The 21065-nt window shown below is 65.2% G+C and carries 20 protein-coding genes and 2 pseudogenes; 17 read left to right on the plus strand and 5 right to left on the minus strand.

Annotated elements, in window-relative coordinates; translation table 11 throughout:
- Nucleotides 1–139: 139 nt before the first annotated feature.
- The 10 genes from AC0L3J_RS04955 (at nt 140) to aat (ending at nt 10089) form a co-directional block, all read left to right on the plus strand.
- On the plus strand, nt 140–1543 hold the full coding sequence (locus AC0L3J_RS04955; RefSeq protein WP_027517691.1) for a M48 family metalloprotease: 1404 nt from the start codon (nt 140–142) through the stop codon (nt 1541–1543).
- Nucleotides 1544–1684: 141 nt separating this feature from the next.
- Nucleotides 1685–2452, plus strand: coding sequence for a DsbA family protein (locus AC0L3J_RS04960; RefSeq protein ID WP_473346221.1), 768 nt, complete (start codon nt 1685–1687; stop codon nt 2450–2452).
- A gap of 216 nt (nt 2453–2668) precedes the next feature.
- Nucleotides 2669–3508 (plus strand): DUF1236 domain-containing protein, encoded by an 840-nt coding sequence (locus tag AC0L3J_RS04965; RefSeq protein WP_473346222.1) that lies wholly within the window; start codon nt 2669–2671, stop codon nt 3506–3508.
- A 264-nt stretch (nt 3509–3772) separates the two neighbouring features.
- Nucleotides 3773–4240 carry a type II 3-dehydroquinate dehydratase gene (aroQ, locus tag AC0L3J_RS04970; protein ID WP_473346223.1) on the plus strand — a complete coding sequence of 156 codons (468 nt, stop codon included), beginning with the start codon at nt 3773–3775 and terminating at the stop codon, nt 4238–4240.
- Between the two features lie 37 nt (nt 4241–4277).
- Nucleotides 4278–4766, plus strand: coding sequence for an acetyl-CoA carboxylase biotin carboxyl carrier protein (gene accB / locus AC0L3J_RS04975; protein ID WP_473346224.1), 489 nt, complete (start codon nt 4278–4280; stop codon nt 4764–4766).
- Nucleotides 4767–4826: 60 nt separating this feature from the next.
- Complete coding sequence (accC, locus tag AC0L3J_RS04980) at nt 4827–6185, plus strand: acetyl-CoA carboxylase biotin carboxylase subunit (RefSeq protein WP_007609734.1); 1359 nt, start codon at nt 4827–4829, stop codon at nt 6183–6185.
- Between the two features lie 106 nt (nt 6186–6291).
- Complete coding sequence (locus tag AC0L3J_RS04985; RefSeq protein ID WP_473346225.1) at nt 6292–7809, plus strand: sensor histidine kinase; 1518 nt, start codon at nt 6292–6294, stop codon at nt 7807–7809.
- The gene (locus AC0L3J_RS04990; protein ID WP_007609730.1) at nt 7806–8246 is read left to right on the plus strand and encodes a response regulator; all 441 of its coding nucleotides are present in this window, start codon (nt 7806–7808) and stop codon (nt 8244–8246) included. Before AC0L3J_RS04985 ends, AC0L3J_RS04990 begins: the two co-directional genes overlap by 4 nt.
- Nucleotides 8243–9358 (plus strand): sensor histidine kinase, encoded by a 1116-nt coding sequence (locus AC0L3J_RS04995; RefSeq protein WP_027517685.1) that lies wholly within the window; start codon nt 8243–8245, stop codon nt 9356–9358. The genes AC0L3J_RS04990 and AC0L3J_RS04995 overlap by 4 nt, the downstream gene beginning before the upstream one ends.
- Before the next feature lie 50 nt (nt 9359–9408).
- Nucleotides 9409–10089, plus strand: coding sequence for a leucyl/phenylalanyl-tRNA--protein transferase (aat, locus tag AC0L3J_RS05000; RefSeq protein WP_473346226.1), 681 nt, complete (start codon nt 9409–9411; stop codon nt 10087–10089).
- Nucleotides 10090–10123: 34 nt separating this feature from the next.
- Here the strand turns inward: aat and AC0L3J_RS05005 are convergent.
- Nucleotides 10124–11172, minus strand: a pseudogene (locus AC0L3J_RS05005) (DUF2155 domain-containing protein).
- A 253-nt stretch (nt 11173–11425) separates the two neighbouring features.
- Between AC0L3J_RS05005 and AC0L3J_RS05010 the strand changes: the two are divergent.
- A pseudogene (locus tag AC0L3J_RS05010) lies at nt 11426–11560 on the plus strand (alpha/beta hydrolase); the annotation flags it as partial.
- A 13-nt stretch (nt 11561–11573) separates the two neighbouring features.
- Entirely contained in the window at nt 11574–12590 is a 1017-nt protein-coding gene (locus tag AC0L3J_RS05015) for a Na+-dependent transporter (protein ID WP_473346227.1), read from the plus strand.
- Between the two features lie 59 nt (nt 12591–12649).
- Here the strand turns inward: AC0L3J_RS05015 and AC0L3J_RS05020 are convergent, their stop codons facing one another.
- On the minus strand, nt 12650–12826 hold the full coding sequence (locus AC0L3J_RS05020) for a hypothetical protein (protein ID WP_473286980.1): 177 nt from the start codon (nt 12824–12826) through the stop codon (nt 12650–12652).
- 131 nt (nt 12827–12957) lie between these two features.
- Entirely contained in the window at nt 12958–13899 is a 942-nt protein-coding gene (locus AC0L3J_RS05025; RefSeq protein WP_473346228.1) for a GlxA family transcriptional regulator, read from the minus strand.
- A 91-nt stretch (nt 13900–13990) separates the two neighbouring features.
- Between AC0L3J_RS05025 and AC0L3J_RS05030 the strand changes: the two genes are divergently transcribed.
- Nucleotides 13991–14677 carry a DJ-1/PfpI family protein gene (locus AC0L3J_RS05030; RefSeq protein ID WP_063992567.1) on the plus strand — a complete coding sequence of 229 codons (687 nt, stop codon included), beginning with the start codon at nt 13991–13993 and terminating at the stop codon, nt 14675–14677.
- Nucleotides 14678–14818: 141 nt separating this feature from the next.
- Complete coding sequence (locus AC0L3J_RS05035; protein WP_473346229.1) at nt 14819–15466, plus strand: glutathione S-transferase family protein; 648 nt, start codon at nt 14819–14821, stop codon at nt 15464–15466.
- Nucleotides 15467–15827: 361 nt separating this feature from the next.
- On the opposite strand, the gene AC0L3J_RS05040 is transcribed toward AC0L3J_RS05035, so the two are convergent.
- Nucleotides 15828–16235 (minus strand): NADH:ubiquinone oxidoreductase subunit NDUFA12, encoded by a 408-nt coding sequence (locus AC0L3J_RS05040; RefSeq protein WP_473346230.1) that lies wholly within the window; start codon nt 16233–16235, stop codon nt 15828–15830.
- 246 nt (nt 16236–16481) lie between these two features.
- Here AC0L3J_RS05040 and AC0L3J_RS05045 point away from each other — a divergent pair, with 246 nt between their 5' ends.
- From AC0L3J_RS05045 to AC0L3J_RS05055, 3 genes are all read left to right on the plus strand, one after another.
- The gene (locus AC0L3J_RS05045; protein ID WP_473346231.1) at nt 16482–17159 is read left to right on the plus strand and encodes a BA14K family protein; all 678 of its coding nucleotides are present in this window, start codon (nt 16482–16484) and stop codon (nt 17157–17159) included.
- 242 nt (nt 17160–17401) lie between these two features.
- Entirely contained in the window at nt 17402–17824 is a 423-nt protein-coding gene (locus AC0L3J_RS05050) for a response regulator (RefSeq protein ID WP_027569815.1), read from the plus strand.
- Nucleotides 17821–20073, plus strand: coding sequence for a CHASE3 domain-containing protein (locus AC0L3J_RS05055; protein WP_473346232.1), 2253 nt, complete (start codon nt 17821–17823; stop codon nt 20071–20073). Before AC0L3J_RS05050 ends, AC0L3J_RS05055 begins: the two co-directional genes overlap by 4 nt.
- Here the strand turns inward: AC0L3J_RS05055 and AC0L3J_RS05060 are convergent.
- The gene (locus AC0L3J_RS05060; protein ID WP_473346233.1) at nt 20070–21005 is read right to left on the minus strand and encodes an arginase family protein; all 936 of its coding nucleotides are present in this window, start codon (nt 21003–21005) and stop codon (nt 20070–20072) included. The genes AC0L3J_RS05055 and AC0L3J_RS05060 overlap by 4 nt on opposite strands.
- Between the last annotated feature and the right edge of the window lie 60 nt (nt 21006–21065).

A 21065-nucleotide genomic window follows, 5' to 3' on the forward strand; every position in this document is an offset into this window, starting at 1 on the left:
TACGGCTCATAAGGGGTGCGGCTCAAAGGGGCATATCGCGTATCCGGTCGGCCGCCAATCGCCAAAACCAATCACTGAACTGCTTGACCAGGAATGCCTGACAAGCCTGCTGACAAGACCGTTTGACCCAGACCGCTTGATGTTGTTCCAGATCGCATTGCGCAAGACGGCCACCGCCCTCACCTCCCTCGTCGCGGCGGCTGCGATCGCGCTGACGCCGTTCTCGGCCGCGCATGCGCAGGCCAAGGGACCGCCGGTCCTGCGCGACACCGAGACCGAGCAGCTGCTGCGCGAATACACGCGCCCGATCCTGCGCGCCGCCGGTCTGGAAAAGCAGAACATCCAGATGGTGATCGTCAACGAGGGCTCGTTCAACGCGTTCGTCGCCGATGGTCGCCGCATCTTCGTCAACTACGGTGCGATCCTCCAGTCGGAGACGCCGAACCAGATCATCGGCGTGCTCGCGCACGAAACCGGGCATCTGGCCGGCGGCCATCTATCCAAGCTGCGCGAGCAGCTCGCCAATGCCCAGACCCAGATGATCATCGCCATGCTGCTCGGCGCGGGCGCGATGGCCGTGGGCAGCACCCGCGGCAGTGGGAGCGCCGGCAACAATGGCCTCGCCAATGCAGGAGCCGCCGCCCTCGCCGGCCCCCAAGAGATGATCCGCCGGACGCTGCTGTCCTACCAGCGCCAGCAGGAGGAGAATGCCGACCGCGCCGGCGTGAAATTCCTGACTGCGACCCAGCAGTCGCCGAAGGGCATGTACGAGACGTTCAAGCGCTTCACCAGCGAGAGTCTGTTCGCCGCACGCGGCGCCGATCCCTATCTCCAGTCGCACCCGATGCCAGCCGAGCGCGTTGCTTCCTTGCAAGAGTTCGCCAGCTCCAGCCCTTATTGGGACAAGAAGGACGATCCCGCGCTCCAGCTCCGCCACGACATGGTGCGCGCCAAGATCTCCGCCTTCATGGAGCGGCCGGAGACGGTGTATCGCCGCTATCCCCTGACCAATGACAGCATGCCGGCGCGCTACGCCCGCGCCATCAGCACCTATCTGCACGGGGATTTGCGCAGCGCGCTCACCCAGATCGACGCGCTGATCCAGGTCCAGCCCAACAATGCGTATTTTTACGAGGTGCGCGGCCAGGCCCTGCTGGAGGGCGGCAAGCCGGCCGAGGCGATCCCTGCCCTGCGCAAGGCTGTCGCACTTTCGAACAACGCGCCCCTCATCGAGATGTTACTTGGGCAGGCTCTGGTTGGGTCCGATAATAAGGCCTACACCGATGACGCTGTTCGGATTCTCCGGGCCGCGGTCGCACGGGAACCGGAGGCCATTCTCGGCTACATGCAGCTCGCGATGGCCTATGGCCGGAAGGGCGACTATGCCGAGGCCGATCTGGCGTCGGCGCAGGCCGCTTATCTGCGCGGCGACAACAAGACCGCCCGCGAGCTTGCGACGCGCGCGAAAACCCGTTTCGCCGTCGGCACGCCCGGATGGGTCAAGGCCGACGACATCGTGGCGTCGAAACCGCCGCGCAACTGACAAGACCAAGACGACCTGACAAGTCGACGCCTTACGCCACGACGCCTTAAGAAACGACGCCTTACGAAACGACGTCACGACACTGAGCTTAAGTCCGCCGGGACGTTTTCCGAAACCTGCTTTGGATAAGAGGATTTGCCTATGCCTTCGCTGCGCCTGCTTGCTCCCGCGCTGTTTGCGCTCGCCATGTTCGGCGCAGCCGCGCCCGCGTCGGCCGACAGCTTCTCCGATGCCCAGCGCACGGACATCGAGGTGATCATCAAGAACTATCTCGTCACCCATCCCGAGGTGCTCGAGGAAGCGATGGCCGAGCTCACCAAGCGCCAGGCCGCGGCCGAGACGCAGAAGCACGAGGCCAGCGTCACGCAGAATTCCGATGCGATCTTCAACTCGCCGCGCCAGGTCGTGCTCGGCAACAAGGATGGCGACGTCACCTTCGTCGAGTTCTTCGACTACAATTGCGGCTACTGCAAGCGCGCGATGGACGACATGCTCACCCTCATGAAGGCCGATCCGAAGCTGAAGGTGGTGCTGAAGGAGTTTCCGGTGCTGAGCCAGGGTTCGGTGGAAGCAGCCCAGGTCGCCGTCGCGGTGCGCATGCAGGATCCCTCCGGCAAGAAATATCTCGATTTCCATCAGAAGCTGCTCGGCGGCCGTGGCGCGGCCGACAAGGCGCGCGCGCTTCAGGCGGCCAAGGAAGCCGGTCTCGACGTCGCGAAGATCGAGAAGGACATCGGCAGCGCCGAGGTGCGCAGCACCATCGAGGAGAACTTCAAGCTCGCCGAAGCGATGGGCATGAACGGCACGCCCAGCTACGTGATCGGCAAGCAGATCGTTGTCGGCGCCGTCGGTGTCGATAGCCTGAAGGAAAAGATCGCTGTGGCCCGCTGCGGCAAAGCGACCTGCTAACAAGGCGACTTGCTGATCAGCGATCTGCTCTACAACTCACGCATGCAAAAGGCCGGCTGAAGCGCCGGCCTTTTCATTGCGCCGAAATCTGGCGCGCGCGTTCATCTGGCATTCAACAAACAAATGCCGCGGAACCGCCAATGTTCCGGAACTCCTGATACCTCCTTTCGTTGTCGGCGCGGGCAATGACGCAGAGAAACACGTGAGGAGAATTCAATGTCTAACCGCTTTATGATCTCGGTCGCCGCGCTCGCGCTCGTCGCCGGCACCGGTCTGGCGAACGCGCAGGGCACCATGAACCGCGACAGCGGTGGCGGTGCAGGCGCGCAGCCGACGCAGCATTCGCAGCCTTCCGGCGCCGCCGAGCGCGGCGGCTCGATGGGTAAGGACTCCGCTCAGGAGAAGGGCACCGTCGGCCAGACTGGCGGCGCCATGAAGTCCGGCGGTGCAGCCGAGGAGAAATCGTCGGGCGGGATGGATAAGTCCGGCGCGATGAACAAGAACGCGGCCGACGAGAAGGCCGGCGCGGCGAAGGGTGAGCACGCCCAAGGCGCGCAGGATAAGTCCGCGCAGGACAAGTCCATGCATGACAAGTCAGCGCAGGACAAGGCAGCCCAGGACAAGTCAAAGAGCACGATGGACAAGTCCCAGACGGACAAGTCCAAGAGCACGGAGACTGACACCAAGAGCGGCAATATGAACGCCCAGACCAAGGGCGCAGACAGTCAGACCAAGGGTGCGGACAACAAGGCTGCCGATACCAAGTCTCAGACCACGACCGGCACGGCCTCCGCGACCGCTTCTGCACCGCCGCCCGAGAAGCGGACCGAGATCACATCCGCGATCAAGTCGACCAAGATCGAGGAAACGACCAACGTCAACTTCAACATTTCGGTCGGCACGACGGTCCCTGCCAGCGTTCATTTCCACCCGCTCCCGCCGCGGATCGTCGAGATCTATCCGGAGTGGCGCGGCTACGAGGTGATCTTCGTGCACGGCCAGTACGTCATCGTTCGTCCGCAGACGCGCGAGATCGTGTACGTCATCGAGGGGTAAGCCGGTCCGCTGACCGACCCGTCCCGCACGAGCCCCCGCCGAGAGATCGGCGGGGGCTTTCGGTCTCTCGGGAGACCCCGCCCCTCTGGCACTGCGGCAGCCATGCTTCGGCCTGGTTAACAAGCAATTTCCGTAGCTTGCACACAGGTTTTTGCACCCCGGATGAGGCATCTGAAGCCAGCTCGGAGGTCCTTCAAGGCTTCCCCTCACGCGCTTTGTTACCTATAACCCCCGCCACGCCGAAGCACCTCTTGCGGGATTGGAATGGCCGAACCAGCAACCGACACGATCCTTGTCCTGAACGGGCCGAACCTCAACATGTTGGGGACGCGGGAGCCCGAGAAGTATGGGCATGCGTCGCTGGCCGACGTCGAGGCGCTGTGCCGGGCGACGGCAGCGACGTTCGGCCTCAAGGCCGATTGCCGGCAGTCCAACCGCGAGGGCGAGCTGATCGACTTCATCCACGAGGCACATGCCCGCAAGATGAAGGGCATCGTCATCAATGCCGGCGGCTATTCGCACACGTCGATCGCGCTACACGACGCGCTGCTCGCGGTGCAGATCCCGACGGTCGAGGTGCACGTCACCAACATCCACGCCCGCGAGAATTTCCGTCATCACTCCTACACCGCGCGCGCGGCCTTCGCCTCGCTCTGCGGCTTCGGCATCGAGGGCTACCGCCTCGCCATCCAGGGCCTTGCCGCCAAGCTCGGCATCAAGCCCAAAGCCTGACGCTCTCCCATCACACAGAACATTCGGATCAAACAACATGGCGCGCCAGCCAGACGACAAAGCAGCCGTAAAGTTTTCCAGCGAGGATTCCGCACTCGTCCGCGAGCTCGCCTTGCTGCTCGATGAGACCAGCCTCACCGAAATCGAGATCGAGCGTGCCGGCCTGCGCCTGCGCGTCGCCCGCAACATCAGCGTCGCCGCGACCATGCCGATGCAGATGGCGGCTGCCCCGGCCGCCCTCCCGGCGGCCGCAGCTGCCGCCGCGCCTGCCGCCGCCGACCTGTCGAAGCATCCCGGCGCCGTGACCTCGCCGATGGTCGGCACCGCCTATTGGTCGCCGGAGCCCGGCGCCAAGCCGTTCATCGAGGTCGGCAGCAAGGTCTCGGTCGGCCAGACCCTGCTGATCATCGAAGCCATGAAGACCATGAACCAGATCCCCTCGCCGCGCGCCGGCACGGTGACGCAGATCGTGATCGAGGACGGCCAGCCGGTCGAATACGGCGAGCCGCTCGTGATCATTGAGTGACGTTCGAGGGCGGTCTCATCGCCCTCGCCGCTTTCCGCGCGTCAGTCCAATAAGGACACCATGTTCGACAAGATCCTCATAGCCAATCGCGGCGAGATCGCCCTTCGCATCCTCAGGGCCTGCAAGGAGCTCGGGATCGCGACCGTCGCCGTGCACTCCACCGCCGACGCCGACGCCATGCATGTGCGCCTGTCGGACGAGAGCGTTTGCATCGGGCCACCGGCGTCCAAGGACAGCTATCTCAACGTGCCCGCGCTGCTCGCGGCCTGCGAGATCACCGGCGCCGATGCCGTGCATCCCGGCTACGGCTTCCTGTCGGAGAACGCGCGCTTCGCCGAGATCCTCGCCGAGCACAATCTGCATTTCATCGGCCCGAAGGCCGAGCACATCCGCCTGATGGGCGACAAGATTGAAGCCAAGAGGACGGCCAAGAAGCTCGGCATCCCCGTGGTGCCCGGCTCCGACGGAGGGGTGGGCCCCAACGACGACGCGATGGCGATCGCCAGGAAGATCGGCTTCCCCGTGCTGGTCAAGGCCGCCGCCGGCGGCGGCGGCCGCGGGATGAAGGTGGCCGAGAGCGAGGCCGATCTTCAGGTCGCGCTGTCGACGGCTGCCAACGAGGCCAAATCCGCTTTCGGTGATGCCTCCGTCTACCTCGAGAAATATCTGCAGAAGCCGCGTCACATCGAGATCCAGATCCTCGGCGACGGCCGCGGCGGCGCGATTCATCTCGGTGAACGCGACTGCTCGCTGCAGCGACGCCACCAGAAGGTCTGGGAGGAAGGCCCCTCGCCTGTGCTGACTGCGGCCGCACGCGCCAAGATCGGCGAGACCTGCGCCAAGGCGATGCGCGAGATGAAATATCTCGGCGTCGGCACCATCGAATTCCTGTTCGAGGACGGCGAGTTCTACTTCATCGAGATGAACACGCGCATCCAGGTCGAGCATCCCGTCACCGAGAGCATCACCGACATCGACCTCGTGCTGGAGCAGATCCGCATCGCCGCCGGCGGCGACCTGCCGGCGAGGCAGGAAGAGGTCCAGGTCATCGGCCACGCGATCGAGTGCCGCATCAACGCCGAGAATCCGCAGACCTTTCGTCCTTCGCCCGGCCGCATCACGCAATATCACCCGCCCGGCGGGCTCGGTGTGCGGATCGATTCCGCCGTCTATCAGGGCTACACGATCCCGCCTTATTACGACTCGCTGGTCGGCAAGCTGATCGTGCACGGCAAGACCCGCGGCGAGTGCCTGATGCGGCTGCGCCGGGCGCTGGACGAGATGGTGGTCGAGGGCATCGAGACCACCTTGCCGCTGTTCCGCGCTCTGGTGCGCGAAGACGACATCATCAACGGCGACTACCACATCCACTGGCTGGAACAATATCTTGCCGGCAAGGCGGAACCCGCCCCGAAGTAGCCGTCCCTCCGCATGGAACCCTTTGGCCCCAATCGCGTTTGGGACCATGGGGACAGTTCCGAGGGGGCGTTTTGAAGTCCGGCAATCCTGATCGAGTGAGACCGTCGTGACCGCTGACGCGCAGCGACGGCGTACATTCTGGCAGATCCTGCTGTTCGCAGCGGGACTGCTGGTGCTGACGGTGATCAGCGCCGGCTCCGTCTACCTCGTCAACAAGGCGAGAGACGACAGCAAATGGGTGGTTCACACCATCGAGGCGGAGAACCAGATCAACGCCCTCCTGCTGGAAATCCGGCGGGCTGAGAGCACGGCCCGCGGCTACCTCCTGACAAAGGGGGAGGACTTCAAGGCCGACCATGACAAGGCCGTGGCGGCCATCATCCCGGCTCTGGACAGGCTCACGCGCCTGATCGGCGACAATCCGGCGCAACGCGAGAACATCGAGAAGCTGAGCGCAGCGATCGAGACCCGGCTCGGGCAGTTCGCGCAGGAGATGGATTTCATCCGGAGGGGCGAGCCGGCGAAAGCCGCAGCGCTGGTCCGCGAGGTTGTCTCCACGGACGCGACAGCCGCTATCGCCAAAGTCGCGACCGGGATGATCCAGGAAGAAGAACGGCTGTTCCGGCTCCGATCGGTCAATTCGGATCGCAGCCAGACCCTCGCCGCGTCGATGACCGGCATCGGCTCCGGCCTCGTCGTGCTGCTGGCGCTGATATCGATCTGGCTGGTGCGGCGCTCGGCCGGTGCCCGTGACGATGCCGAGGCGCGCCTGCGCGACGCCAACGTCAATCTGGAGGCCGTGGTCGACGAACGCACGGCCGATCTGCGCGAAGCAAATAACGAGATCCAGCGCTTTGCCTATATCGTCAGCCACGATCTGCGCTCACCACTCGTCAACATCATGGGCTTCACCAGCGAACTCGAAGAGCTCGGCGGCGACATTTTCCGCCGTATCGGCGGCCTTACCCACGTCCCGGCCGACGGGCCGCCGCTGCCGGACGGCGAGATCGCGCTCGAAGGTCCCGACAAGCAGCTCTCGGCGGATTTTTCCGAAGCGCTGGGCTTCATCAAGTCGTCGATCGCCAAGATGGACCGCCTGATCTCGGCGATCCTCAATCTCACCCGCGAGGGCCGGCGCGAGTTCCAGCCGGAAAAGATCGACACCGCCGAGTTGATCGAAGCGATCGTGTCGACGCTGGCGCATCAGGCCGCCGAGGCGCAGGCGGAGATTCATGTCGCGCCCCTGCCCGATCTCGTCAGCGACCGCCTGGCGCTGGAGCAGATCTTCTCCAATCTGATCGACAACGCCATCAAATATCTCAAGCCCGGCGTCCCCGGCGAGATCAGAATTCGCGGGCGCACCAAGCTCGGCTACGCAATCTTCGAGATCAGCGATAACGGCCGCGGCATCGACCCCAAGGACCACCAGCGGATCTTTGACCTGTTTCGCCGCGCCGGAACCCAGGACAAGCCCGGTCAGGGCATCGGTCTTGCGCATGTGCGTGCACTTGTGCGTCGCCTCGGCGGCACCATGTCGGTATCATCGGAACTGAATACGGGCAGCACCTTCACCATCACGCTGCCCATCACCTGGAACGCCAGCAACCGGAACGCGGATCAATGACTCAACCCGTCAGCATCATCATGATCGAGGACGACGAAGGACACGCGCGGCTGATCGAGCGGAACATCCGTAGGTCCGGCGTCAACAACGAGATCATCTCCTTTGCCAACGGCACGGACGCGATGAAACACCTGTTCGGGCCCGACGGCAGCGGGCTCGTGCAGAAAGGTAATGCGCTCCTGATCCTGCTCGATCTCAACCTTCCCGACATGACCGGGATCGACATTCTCAAGCAGATCAAGGAGAACAAATATCTGAAGGCCTCGCCCGTGGTGGTGCTGACTACCACCGACGATTCCCAGGAAATCAAGCGCTGCTACGAGCTCGGCTGCAATGTCTACATCACCAAGCCCGTGAACTACGAGAATTTCGCCAATGCCATTCGGCAGCTCGGCTTGTTCTTCTCGGTAATCCAGGTCCCGCCCGCCGCCCCATGAACCAGCGCATGCCCACACTGCTCTACATCGACGACGACGGGGCGCTTGCGCGCCTGGTCGATCGCGGCCTGACACGGCGCGGCTACAAGGTCGTTCACGCCGCAAGCGGCGAGGAAGGCCTCGAGCTCATCCGCCGCGCGGGCGCGCAGGACAGCATTGACGGCGGCATCGACGTCGTGGCGCTCGACCAGTACATGCCCGGCCTCGACGGGCTGGAGACGCTGGAGCAGATCATGGCGATACCGGGCGCGCCGCCGGTGGTCTTCGTCACCGCGTCGCAGGATTCCAGCATTGCGGTGACGGCGCTGAAGGCGGGCGCGGCCGATTATCTCGTCAAGGACGTCAAGGGCGACTTCATCCCCCTGCTTCACGTCGCGGCCGAGGGCGCGCTGCGCCAGGCCGAATTGCAGAAGGCGCGCGAGGAAGCCGAAGCCGAGATCCACGCGTCGCGCGACCGCTACGCTGCTCTTGCAGCCGAACGCGAGCTGCTGCTGCGCGAGGTCAACCACCGCGTCGGCAACTCGCTCCAGATCATCGCCTCCCTGCTGCACCTGCAGGCAAGCTCCGCCGCGCAGGACGAGGTCAAGGCTGCGTTGACCAACGCGATGGGCCGCGTCGCCGCGGTCGCGCAGGTGCACCGCCGCCTCTACACCTCGCAGGACCTGAAGAGCGTGGTCCTGAACCAGTATCTGGACTCGCTGCTCGAGGATCTCAGGCGCTCGGCCGAGGGCAACCGGATGTCGCGCCTGACGCTGAAGGCCGAACCGATCGAGATCGATCCGGACCGAGCAGTCGCCGTCGGCATCATCGTCAACGAACTGGTGATGAACGCGGTGAAATACGCCTACCCTGACGGCGCCGGCCCGATCCATGTCGAGCTGACCTCGCAGGGCGACGATCTCCTGCTGTCGATCAGCGACGATGGCGTCGGCGACAACGTCAAGGCCGATCCGCGCTCCACCGGCATGGGCCAGCGTATCGTCGCAGCCATGGCCACCAAGCTCGACGCTTCGGTCGAGCGCGACCCCACCCATTCCGGAACCCGAATCATGTTGACGTTCCGCCGAGTACCGGCTGCCGCCGGCAAGCCGGCTGCTGCCGCAGCGAACTGATCCGCACCGCCCATCGCAACCGCCTTGCGATCCTGCTATTGTGGCGAGCCATGACTTCGCGCGACTCTGCCCCGTCTGAAATCACGCCAGCCGTGCTGCTGCGCGCCTATGCCTGCGGCATCTTTCCGATGGCCGAAAGCGCCGATGATCCGACCCTGTTCTGGGTCGAGCCGGAGCTGCGCGGCGTCATCCCGCTCGATGGATTTCGCGTGGCCTCCCGGCTCGCGCGCACCGTGCGTTCGGATTCATTCCGCGTCACCGTCAATACCGCCTTCAAGGCCACGATCGCCGGCTGCGCCGCGTCGCAGGCCGGGCGCGAGGACACCTGGATCAACAAGCGCATCCGCGACCTCTATGGCGGGCTGTACGAGCTCGGCCATTGCCATAGCGTCGAGGCCTGGCAAGGCGAGGACCTGGTCGGCGGGCTTTATGGCGTCAGCCTGGGGCGGGCCTTCTTCGGCGAGAGCATGTTCCACACCGCGCGCGATGCGTCCAAGGTCGCGCTGGTGCATCTGGTCGCGCGGCTCATCCATGGCGGCTTCGAGCTGCTCGACACCCAATACGTCACCGAGCACCTGAAGAGTTTTGGCGCGGCCGAGATCTCGCGGCGGCGCTACACCGCGCTGCTCGACAAGGCGCTGGCGGGCGAGCCCGGCGATTTCCTGAGGCTCTCCACGGGTGAAGCAATCCCGGGAGCACGCGCGCTCGAGATCATCGCCGCGCGGCAATAGTCAGGGATTAGCGGCCACCCCCCGGGGATTTGGCCTAGCGGCCAAACCCGGGGATACCGAACAGACCCGGCCGCTGCTCGGGCGGCGGAGGCGGCGGCGGTGGTGCCGGCTGCTGCTGCTGGATCGGCGGCAAGGGCTGCGGCGGACGCTGCTGCACCTGCTTCGGCGCAGCCTTCTTCTGGGCAGGCGGCGGCGGTGCTGCCGGCTTGGTGCCGGGATCCGGTGCCGCGGTCGCAATCGTCTGCTGCGGCTCTTTGCAGTCGGTGAGCCAGATATCGTAGATCGGGTGCTCGACGCCGTGCAGGCCCGGACTTGCCGCGTACATCCAGCCCGAGAAGATGCGCTTCACCTCACCCTGCAAGGTGATCTCGTCAACCTCGACGAAGGCGTCGGTGTTGGCGGCCTCGGTCGCCGGCCGCGTGTAGCAGGCGTCGGTTTTGACGCGCAGCGCACCGAACTGCACGGTCTCGCCGATCTCCTCGTCGAAATTGATGATGCGCCCGGTGATCTTGTCGAGACCGGAGAAGGTCGCCTTCTTGTTCACGATCTTCTGGGCCGGCGGCTCGGTGACGACCTCGTCGCCCGGCTGAAGGCTCGCCGGCGTCTGCGGGACAGCGCCGCCCGGCCCGCCCTTCTGCTGCGGCTGGCGCTGACCGGGCGCACCCGGGGCGCCTTGCGGATTGGGCGGAGCGACCGCGACGGGCGGCGGCTGGTTTGGCGGAGCAGCACTAGACCCTGGCGGCGGCGCCAGAGGCTGGGTCTCGACCGGGCCCGGCATCACATTGCCCTGCCGACCCGGCGGCGGCGCCATCGGACGCGACGGCAGCACACGGCCTTGCGGCGGCAGCTCCGGCACCTCTTCGTCGTCGTCGGGCATCTGCTGCTGCGGCTGGGGCTGGCCACGCGGAATGTTGCCGGGCGGCCGCAGCGGCGGCGGATCGGAGAAGATCGTGCCGATCTGTGCCTGCGCCGGCGTCGCAGCCGTCAGTGCGGTGGCGGCCAGAAGCGCCGCAAGACCTGTCAGGGTAAATGTTCGAAACATATCTCGCGCGGCTTCAACAGCGAATCGGGCTTGCTGGACATTCTACAGGGGATACCGCCGCTCGCAGGCCATCCGGTTAACACGGCGAATACGGCGGGGGAAGGGCGGCATCCCTGCCCTTCCCGGCCCGGTCTGGCCAGATCGGCCCCCGGATGGGATAGTCGAGCACTCCTCCCTGGGGCCGAGGCGGCGCCGGCCCAAAAAGAACTCCAACCATAACTGGAAACCCGCAAGGTCGCTCCCCCCATGCCCGTCGTGCTCGATCCCGATGCCGCCGCCGTCTACAGGGCCTTCCAGGAGGCCGGCGTGCCCGTGGCTATCAAGAATGATCCCGGCCAATTCCACGGCTCCTTCACGATGGGGAAATTGCTGCGAGAGGCCAATGTCGCCGTGAGCGAGATCGGCGCGTGGCTGAAAGGATTGGGCTGAAACGCCGTTCCCGATGCCGCCCGTTCTTCAAAGCATATTCGTCCTCCCCCTGCGCGGGCTGACATGGCTTGGCGGCCAAGGCACCCGCGCGGTGGCCGCCGTCGTGTTCATCGCGCTCGCGGTGCCGCCGCTCGGGATGTTGCTGCGCCCCTACGTCACCGAGGCGATCTTCGTTCTGCTCTGCATCTCCTTCATGCGGGTCGATCTCGCCGCGCTCACCGGCCATCTGCGGCGGCCGGCGCTGGTCGGGACCGCCACTGTCTGGACCATGATCGGCGTGCCCGTGATCGTCGGGCTGATCGTCCATCTCACCGGGCTCACAGCGCGCGCGCCCGACCTTGCGCTCGCATTGATGCTCCAGAGCATGGCCTCGCCGATGATGGCCGCGCCGGCGCTGGCCGCGCTGATGGGTCTCGATGCCACGCTGGTGCTGGTCACGCTGGTGAGTGCGACCGCGCTGGTGCCGTTCACGGCATCGCTGTTCGCGAGCCTGTTCCTCGGCGACATGCTCAGTATCTCGCCGCCTGCGCTGGGGCTGAAGCTGCTCGGCATCCTCGCAGCATCGCTGCTGGCCGCGACCGTGATCCGGCAGGTCTTCGGCGCGGCCGCGATCCAGCGCCACCGGCAGCCGATCGACGGCTTCAACATCGTCATCCTGCTGGTCTTCGCGACTGCGATCATGGGCGACGTCGCGAGCGATCTCGTCGCCCGACCGGTCTCCACCCTCGGCTTCGCAGCTCTCGCCTTCGCGATCTATTTCACGCTGCTCGCCGTGACCACGCTGCTGTTCCGCCGCATCGGCTATGAGCGCGCGCTGGCGCTCGGGCTGATGGTGTCACAGCGCAATCTGGGCCTGATGCTCGCCGCGACCGCCGGCGTGCTGCCGCCGACCACATGGCTCTATTTCGCGATGACGCAGTTTCCCATTCACCTGGCGCCCTACATGCTGATGCCGATCGCGCGGCGCTTGACGGCGCGCGCGCAGGCCTCGGGCGCCGCGGCAACCGGCGGCAAGGCCGCATCGGGCTGAACCAGTCCGCAAGTCATGTCCGCTGCCATGCGAGGCCGCTGGTGGCCAAGCGAATGTCGTCACGCAGCGCGCCAATTTCCCTTGTGAATATCGAACTTCACGGCGCCTTCGTCACGCATCTTCAACAGGAGCGATTGGCAGTCGTCCTGGTTCTTGATGTTCACGCGCTTCATGATGTCGAAAGTCTTCAAAGGTTTTTCGCGAAGGGCAATCAGAATCTTTTCTCGATCGGTCATTGGGGTTCCTTGCATCGGGATCAGCGACGGTACGTGTTGTACTGATCGTCTGCAACGGGTGACGCAAGGCCGGGCAATATGCAAGTCCGCTCACCCCGCTCAAGCGGCCTCTCCAAATCGATGAATTCTCCCTACCCGGCCCTTGCCGCGCGCCGCAGCGCCTGCGGCGGCTGGCCGAAGGCGCGGATGAAAGCGCGCCGCATGCGCTCGGGGTCGCCGAAGCCGGTTGTCTCCGCGACGAGCTCGATCGCCTCGCGCGAGGACTGCACGCGCTCGCGCGCGACCTCGATGCGCAAGCGCTCGATGGCCTTCGAGGGCGTCGTGCCCGTCTCGGCGGCAAAGGCGCGGGCAAAATGCCGCGCGCTCATGCCGGCGCGGTCGGCGAGATCTTCCACCGTCAGGCGGGCGTCGAGGTTCTCGCGCGCCCAGGACAGCAGCGCGCCGAAGCGGCCGTTCGGCGTCTTCAATTCCAGCAGTGACGAGAACTGCGACTGGCCGCCGCTGCGGCGATGATAGAGCACGAGCTGCCGCGCGGTGTCCTGCGCGATCTGCTCGCCGTGATCCTCCGTCACCATCGCGAGCGCAAGATCGATGCCCGCCGTGATGCCTGCCGACGTCCACACATTGCCATCGCGCGTGAAAATCTGGTCCGGCTCGAACTTCACCTTAGGATAGCGCGCGACGAAATCCCGCGTGCGTCCCCAATGCGTGGTGGCGCGGCGGCCGTCGAGCAATCCCGCCTCGGCGAGCACATAGGCGCCCGAGCAGACGCTGGCGACCCGCACGCCGCGCCGCGCCAGCCGTTGCACGAAGGCGCGCGTGACCTCGCAGCGCGCGGCGTCCGTCACGCCCGCGCCTCCCGCCACGACCAGCGTCGTGATCGCATTGGCCGACTTGAAGTCGCGCGCCATCATCTCGACGCCGGACGAGCTGCGCACGGGTCCCGCGTTCACCGCCAGCACGCGGATCCCGGGTGTCGTCTTGCCCGTGCAGCGCGCCGCGATCTCGAACACGGAGATCGGGCCGGCCGCATCGAGCAACTGGAAGTCCGGGAAGATCAGGATGCCGATCATGATCATGTCCGAAAGCGAGGGAAATACGCCATTTTGGACAGAAGGGCATCATGACAGGCTGCGTCCGTCAAGCTCATAATTGGAGGCTCTCATGTCGTCCCCGCTCCAGATCGGTCTCTTGGTGTTTCCGCGCGTCACCCAGCTCGATTTTACGGGTCCCCTGCAGGTGTTCTCCTCTGTGCCGGGCGCAAAGCTGCATTTGATCTGGAAGCGGATCGAGCCGGTGCCGAGTGATTCCGTGCTGACGCTGACGCCGACCACAACGTTCGCCGACTGCCCGCAGCTCGACGTGATCTGCGTGCCGGGCGGCGGCGGCACCAACGATCTGCTCAATGACGAGGAGGTGCTCGGTTTCCTGCGCCGGCAGGCCGAGGGCGCCAAATACGTCACCTCGGTCTGCACGGGATCGCTGGCGCTCGGCGCCGCCGGCCTCTTGAAGGGCTACCGCGCCGCCACGCATTGGAGCGCGATGGAGATGCTCGCTCAGTTCGGCGCGACGCCGACCAAGACGCGCGTCTGCGTCGACCGCAACCGCATCACCGGCGGCGGCGTCACCGCGGGAATCGATTTCGCGCTGACCCTGGTGTCGATCATGGTCGATCGCACCACCGCCGAGGCGATCCAGCTTCAGCTCGAATACAATCCCGCCCCGCCGTTCAATGCAGGCTCGCCCGACACCGCACCCGCAGAGGTGCTGGCGTTGCTCAAAGAGCGCGGCGCGCAGGGCCAGGCCCGGCGGCTAGAGGCGGTGAAGCGTGCGGCTGAGCGGATGATGTAATTGCTCGCGTATTCCGGACGCGGCGCTGCTCTATAGCTCCGATAGCCCCGCACTGCTGACACGACGCTGTCAGCAGCCCTTCGACAATCTGCATCGCGCTCCTGCACCTCCATCCAGTCGGGCGCGCGGGAGGACTCGAGCATGGCGCGATACCGGCTGCACTGCGTCGGAGCCTCCGGCAATTCCTTCAAGGTCGCGCTGTTCCTCAACTGCGCCGGGCTCGACTGGGAGCCGGTCGGCGTCGACTTCGCCGGCGGCGAAACCCGCACACCGGACTGGCGGACCGCAACCAACGTCATGGGCGAAGTCCCCGTCCTCGAGGCCGATGGCCGGCGAATGAGTCAGTCGGGTGCGATCCTGGCCTGGCTTGCCGAGACTCACGACATGTATGGCCCGACGCGCGAGGAAGCATTCGAGGCGACGCGCTGGCTGCTGTTCGACAACCACAAATTCACGTCGAGCTTTGCCCAGCATCGGTTTCAGCGCTGCTTCATGCCGGAGCCCGCTCATCCCGCGGTGCTCGCTTATCTGCGAACCCGGACCGAAAGCGCCTTCTCGATCGTAGACAGGCATCTCTCCGAACGCAGCTTCATGCTGGGCGACCGGCCGACCATCGTCGACTTCTCGCTGTTGGGTTACCTGTACTATCCAACCGAGGAGACAGGTTTCGATCTTGCCACGGCATTTCCGGCCATTGATGCCTGGCGCCGGCGTGTCGCCGCGTTGCCTGGCTGGAAGGCGCCCTATGAGATGATGCCGGTCGGCAATTCACCGCGGCTCTCTCTTTGAGAGGCCGCGCCAGCCGAAAAGCAGATCAAAGAAAAAGGCCGCCCGGTTTCCCGAGCGGCCTTTCCTGTCTTACGGCGGCTGCACATTTCATCGGGCGATTTCGGAGCTTCCAGACCGGGGGCCTATTTCCCGATCGAGTCCTGGTCGGCGGCCGCTGCATTTCGGGACAGTCGCGAACTGTTGCCCGAACCGAACGCGATGGTCTCCCATCTCCGCAAGATGCGACCATTGAGCCGCATCGCCCGGGTGGCTGCAACGCCCGCGCAGGACTCATCCCCGCTGTTCCCGTTGTCCACAGCAGAGCGAGGCGGATGCGGGTGCATCCACTCCCACGACAAGGGTTGAGACGGGGATCGGAAGCCTAGCTGGGCGTCCAGGGCTGATAGTCGCCGGTTGCCTTGGGCCGCTTGCCACTGGCGAGCGTCGAGCCCGAGGGACGGTAGGCGTTGGCCGTGCCCGTGAGATTGGGCTGGTGCGGCTTTTCCCACTCGCGCGGCTGGTAGTTGTCCTGCGTCGGCGGCACGTCGACGGTGTGATGCATCCAGCCGTGCCAGGACTGCGGGATGCGGCTGGCCTCGGCATAGCCGTTATAGACCACCCAGCGCCGCTCGAAGCCGAGCGCCGGGTCGATCGCCCCGCCGCGGGTGCGATAATAGAGGTTGCCCTGCTCGTCCTGGCCGACCAGCTCGCCGTAGCGCTTGGTCCAGAGTTGGGTGCCAAACGTCTGGCCATTCCACCAGGTGAAGAACTTGAGGAAGAATTGTTTCATGCGGCAAGGGCCCTGCTTCGTCGGGTCCTGATGCCATCCGGACGGCGAAATGTCCAGTTCGGCGCGGGCGGCGCTGCCCCGCTGCGGATGCGTCTACCGGCACGGAACGCTGCCGCAAATCGGACGCGATCCGTTCATGCCGGATACAGCGTCGCCATGAGAGCCTGTCCTCGCACGCAAACCCCCGTGATCCCAGGAACTCCAGCCCATTCATGGGGTTTGCTTCCGGGAAAAGGAGTTTTGATCATGAAAAGTCTGAAAGTCTTGAGCGCGGCTGCGGCCGTGGCACTGGTTCTCCCGTTGGCGACGCCAAGCTTCGCGCAAGGTCGCGGCGGACATGGCGGGGGCGGCGGTGGCCATTTCGGCGGAGGTGGCGGTGCCCACTTCGGCGGCGGTGGCGGCGGCGCTCACTTCGGTGGTGGCGGGGCTCACTTTGGCGGTGGCGGCGCCCACATGGGCGGCGGCAATTTCGGCGGCGCGAGGATCGGCGGCGGCGGTGGCAATTTCGCCGCCGGCACAGCGGTACGTCCCAGCGGTGGCAGCTTCGTAGGCGGCGCGAGCCGACAGGCCTTCTCGCCGTCCTTCAGCGGTACACGCAGCGTCGCGACTGCGGGCAACTGGCAGGGCGGTAGCGGCAATTGGAGCGGTCGTCACTGGCATCATCGTCACGGCGGCGGCTTCTGGCCTGGTGTTGCCGCGGGTGCTGCGATCGGCGGCCTCGGATCATACGCCTATTACGGCGGCGGCTATTACAACGACCCCTATTACTATGGCGACGACAGCTATTATGATGAGCCGTCAGTCGCCGTGGTCCCCGATAGCGGCGGCGACTCCGCGGGCTACTGTGCGCAGCGCTACAAGTCCTACGATCCGGCGTCCGGCACCTATCTCGGCTATGACGGCCAGCGTCATCCCTGCCCGTAAGCCGACCTGCAACACTTGAAGAAGAAGGCGTCGCAGCGATGCGGCGCCTTTTTCGCATGCGGGCGCCTCACCTGTTTCGCTCGCCTCGTGTTCGCCATCGGCGATTGGCGCGTACAACCGATGCGAGCGGACCTTTATTCACCGCACCGTGCATACCTACCCTTATCCAATCCCAAATTGACCCGACGCGCGATTCACCTGTATCAACTTGGCTATGGGGACTTCGATGACTGGGAAGTGTCATGCCGCGTATTCTCGTGGTCGATGACGATCCGATGGTCGGTGCGACCATCGAGGTCCTCCTCCAACGTCAGGGCTTCGACGTCACGTTGACTGACGGCGGAGAAACGGGTTTGGCTGCGCTCGAAACCCAGAGTTTCGACGTGATGCTGGTCGACATCTTCATGCCGCATATGCGCGGCTTCGAGTCCATTCGCATCTTTCACGAGCGCGCGCCGGCGGTTCCGCTGATCGCGATGTCCGGCTACGCCTTTGCGTCATCCGCCTCGCCCTCTCCCGACTTCCTCCGGATGGCGCTGGAGCTCGGCGCGACCCGCTGCCTGCGCAAGCCGTTCACGCCGGACGCGCTGCTGACCACGATCCGGGAATGCATCGCCGCGCCGGGCGATGGCTCGCAGCCGAAGGACAAGAAAGAAGCCCCTTGATCCCAACGCAGCGCGTCATTCTCGGTGCTGGACTTGCCATCCTCCTGATCATCACCGCAGCCTCTATCGGCCTCGACGTCAAGTCGCGGTCCGACGCGGCCTGGGTCAATCACACCGTCCAGGTGCTCAAGAAGATCTCCGACCTGCGCGTGCTGATGCGCAGTGCCGAGAGCGCCGCACGCGGCTACGAGATCTATCGCAACCCGAGCTTCAGCGAGGAATTCCAGGCGGTGCACGCCCGGATCGCACCGGCACTCGCCGACCTCAAGCGCAGCGTGCGCGACACTCCCGAACATGTCGCGCTGCTCGAGGGCACCGAACCGCTGGCGCTGCGCCGGATCGAGATCGCCGCCGAAGTGATGCGCCTGCGTGCCGGAAACGACCAGGCCGGCATTGCCGCGCTCCAGGGCAAGGGCGAGGGCCGTGGTCTGATGGACACGGTGATGGGCAATTTCGATCATTTGAGCGCCGAGGAGGAACGATTGCTCGCGGCGCGCTCCCAGGATTCGCGCCGCACCGGCATCGTGCTGCTCGGCATCGACGTCGCCGGCGCGCTGGTGATCCTGCTGCTGGTCGTGATGATGATGCGCGAGAGCCGGCGCACCGAGGGCGCACTCAAGAGCACGCTATTGGAGACCACGGCCGCCAAGCATCAGCTCGAGGCCGCGGTGGCCGAGCGTACGGACCATCTGGTCACCGCGCATGACGAGCTGCGCCTCTCGGTCAACGTGCTCCAGAGCACCTTTCACAGCATGGCGGAGGCAGTGCTGGTCATCGATGCCGAGGGGAATGTCCTTCTGTCCAATCCGGCCGCCGAGCGCATGCTGCTGCACCGGACCGGCATGAACCTGCGCAATCTGCGGGCGATGTCCAGCGTGCTTCACGGCGACGGCGTTACCCCGCTCAAGCCCGACGAGCTGCCGTCGGCACGCGTGCTGCGCGGCGAACCGTTCGAGAACATGGAGATGATCGTCCGCCCGCACAGCGGCAATCCTTCCCGCCATCTCATGATCAGCGGCCGGCCGATGTTGGACGGGCAAGGCAAAGTCTCCGGCGCGGTGCTGGTCTATCACGACGCGACCATTTCGCGCGAGACCGAGCGGCAATTGTACCAGTCGCAGAAGCTGGATGCGATCGGCAAGCTCACCGGCGGCGTCGCGCACGACTTCAACAACATGCTGACCGTGATCTCCGGCAATACCGAGACGCTGGTGGCAAGCCTGAAGCAGCAGCCCGAGCTCCAGCGCGTGGCGCGCCTGATCGACGAGGCCGCCGAACGCTGCGCCGAGCTGATCCAGCATCTGCTCGCCTTTGCGCGCAGGCAGCCGCTGCAGCCGCGCAACGTCGAGATCAACGCCGCGGTGGCGGACATCGCCAAACTGCTGCGCCCCACCCTCGGCGAGCAGATCGAGATCGAGACCGTGCTCGAACAGGGGCAGATGACCGCGCACATCGATCCGTCCCGCCTCACCAATGCCCTGCTCAACATGGCGATCAACGCCCGCGACGCCATGCCGAACGGGGGCAAGCTGCTGCTCGAGGCCCACCGCGTCGTGCTCGACCAGGCCTATGCGCAAAACAATCCCGACGTTCGGCCCGGCCCTTACGTGATGCTCGCCGTCAGCGACACCGGCACCGGCATGCCGGCAGAGGTGCAGCAGCAGGCGTTCGAGCCGTTCTTCACCACCAAGGAGGTCGGCAAGGGAAGCGGCCTCGGCCTCTCCATGGTGTACGGCTTCGTCAAGCAGTCGGGCGGACACATCAAGATCTACAGCGAGGAAGGCCACGGCACCACGATCAAGCTCTATCTGCCGCCGGGCGAAGGCATGGCCGAAGTGGCCCCCACCACGACGCCGCAGGCGGAAGGCGGCGCAGAGACCATTTTCGTGGTCGAGGATGACCCGCTGGTGCGCAACTTCGTCACCGTGCAGCTCCAGAGCCTCGGCTACCAGACCGTCGCCGCGCCCGACGGCAAGACCGCGCTCGAATTGATCCAGGCCGGCCAGCCGTTCGATCTGCTGTTCACCGACGTCGTCATCCCCGGCGGCATGAGCGGGCGCGCGCTCGCCGACAAGGTGGCGACGATCCGCCCCGGGGTGAAGGTGCTCTACACCTCCGGCTACACCGACAACGCCATCGTCCACCACGGCAAGCTCGACGACGGCGTCATGCTCCTGACAAAACCCTACCGCCGCAACCAGCTCGCCGAGATGATCAGGAAGGCGTTGGGAGGCATGCCGGCCGGCTAGCGTTTCTGCTTGGCGATATGTCCAATGGCGTTGCAGATGATCCGCGCTGCGCAGATCGCCCCGATATTCTGCACGTCACGCTCCGGTACCAATTCGACCAGATCGAGACCGACAATTCTGGCCTTCGAGGCGACGCCTGCGATCAAATCTATGACTTCGAAATAGGACAGCCCGCCGGGTTGCGGCAGAAGCACGCCGGGAATGACGGACGGATCGAGGCCGTCGCAGTCGATCGTGATTAGGCAATTCGCGTTGTCCTCGATGGCACTGAGGACAGCTTGAACGCCCCGGCTTTTGACGTCTCGTGCTGTAAAAATCCTGGAGCCCCAATTCCGCGCGCAACTGAGCTCCTGCAGGCCCGAGCCACCGACACCCCGTAAACCGACCTGCACAATGCGTTCGACCCAAGGCAACTCGCTGGCGCGCCGCATCGTGCTGGAGAAAGTATGTGCTGAGCCGTCGCGCCGGTCCTTCCAGTCCAAATGCGCGTCGATCTGCAGGATGGTCAGCTTGGCCAAGTCCTCGAACGCCTCGAAGAACGGTATGGGCACGGAATCATCTCCGCCCAGCAGCATGGGTACCGAGCCGGACGTCAGGATCTTCTTGGTGGCCGTCCTGATTGCATTCCGATTTTGCTCGGGATCATCGGGTGACGTGGGAAGATCACCGCCATCAAGGACGCGGATTTGCTCCGGGTCGAGCAGGATTCCGTCTTGGTCGAAATCCCACCTGGCAAGGTCGGTCTGGTAAACGCGCAAAGCATTGCGAATGGCCGCTGGGCCATTCGCGGCATGGCTGGTCCGGCCCTCCAAATGCGGCGTGGCATCCGCAGCTCCGAAGATGACGATGTCGGCTTCGCCAAGAGGCAGGGGAACAGCCAGGGCAAGGTCGCACGCCGCGATGCCGAGGAATGTATTGCGCTCGCTCGCCATAACCGTCTCGATAGGGGCACTCAGTCCGGCAGAGAGACCTAATCCGCAACGCTTGCGCGG

It is taken from the genome of Bradyrhizobium sp. Kon37, assembly GCF_055807535.1.

What these genes read in the sequence shown, in the direction of transcription:
- AC0L3J_RS05020 (WP_473286980.1), bottom strand. Translation starts at nt 12,826, where the DNA reads ATGACCGATCGAGAAAAGATTCTGATTGCCCTTCGCGAAAAACCTTTG.
- AC0L3J_RS05015 (WP_473346227.1), top strand. Translation starts at nt 11,574, where the DNA reads ATGCCGCCCGTTCTTCAAAGCATATTCGTCCTCCCCCTGCGCGGGCTG.
- AC0L3J_RS04995 (WP_027517685.1), top strand. Translation starts at nt 8,243, where the DNA reads ATGAACCAGCGCATGCCCACACTGCTCTACATCGACGACGACGGGGCG.
- AC0L3J_RS05045 (WP_473346231.1), top strand. Translation starts at nt 16,482, where the DNA reads ATGAAAAGTCTGAAAGTCTTGAGCGCGGCTGCGGCCGTGGCACTGGTT.
- AC0L3J_RS05035 (WP_473346229.1), top strand. Translation starts at nt 14,819, where the DNA reads ATGGCGCGATACCGGCTGCACTGCGTCGGAGCCTCCGGCAATTCCTTC.
- accC (WP_007609734.1), top strand. Translation starts at nt 4,827, where the DNA reads ATGTTCGACAAGATCCTCATAGCCAATCGCGGCGAGATCGCCCTTCGC.
- AC0L3J_RS04965 (WP_473346222.1), top strand. Translation starts at nt 2,669, where the DNA reads ATGTCTAACCGCTTTATGATCTCGGTCGCCGCGCTCGCGCTCGTCGCC.
- aat (WP_473346226.1), top strand. Translation starts at nt 9,409, where the DNA reads ATGACTTCGCGCGACTCTGCCCCGTCTGAAATCACGCCAGCCGTGCTG.
- AC0L3J_RS05050 (WP_027569815.1), top strand. Translation starts at nt 17,402, where the DNA reads ATGCCGCGTATTCTCGTGGTCGATGACGATCCGATGGTCGGTGCGACC.
- AC0L3J_RS04960 (WP_473346221.1), top strand. Translation starts at nt 1,685, where the DNA reads ATGCCTTCGCTGCGCCTGCTTGCTCCCGCGCTGTTTGCGCTCGCCATG.
- AC0L3J_RS05060 (WP_473346233.1), bottom strand. Translation starts at nt 21,005, where the DNA reads ATGGCGAGCGAGCGCAATACATTCCTCGGCATCGCGGCGTGCGACCTT.
- AC0L3J_RS05025 (WP_473346228.1), bottom strand. Translation starts at nt 13,899, where the DNA reads ATGATCGGCATCCTGATCTTCCCGGACTTCCAGTTGCTCGATGCGGCC.
- AC0L3J_RS05040 (WP_473346230.1), bottom strand. Translation starts at nt 16,235, where the DNA reads ATGAAACAATTCTTCCTCAAGTTCTTCACCTGGTGGAATGGCCAGACG.
- aroQ (WP_473346223.1), top strand. Translation starts at nt 3,773, where the DNA reads ATGGCCGAACCAGCAACCGACACGATCCTTGTCCTGAACGGGCCGAAC.
- AC0L3J_RS04990 (WP_007609730.1), top strand. Translation starts at nt 7,806, where the DNA reads ATGACTCAACCCGTCAGCATCATCATGATCGAGGACGACGAAGGACAC.
- AC0L3J_RS04955 (WP_027517691.1), top strand. Translation starts at nt 140, where the DNA reads ATGTTGTTCCAGATCGCATTGCGCAAGACGGCCACCGCCCTCACCTCC.
- accB (WP_473346224.1), top strand. Translation starts at nt 4,278, where the DNA reads ATGGCGCGCCAGCCAGACGACAAAGCAGCCGTAAAGTTTTCCAGCGAG.
- AC0L3J_RS05030 (WP_063992567.1), top strand. Translation starts at nt 13,991, where the DNA reads ATGTCGTCCCCGCTCCAGATCGGTCTCTTGGTGTTTCCGCGCGTCACC.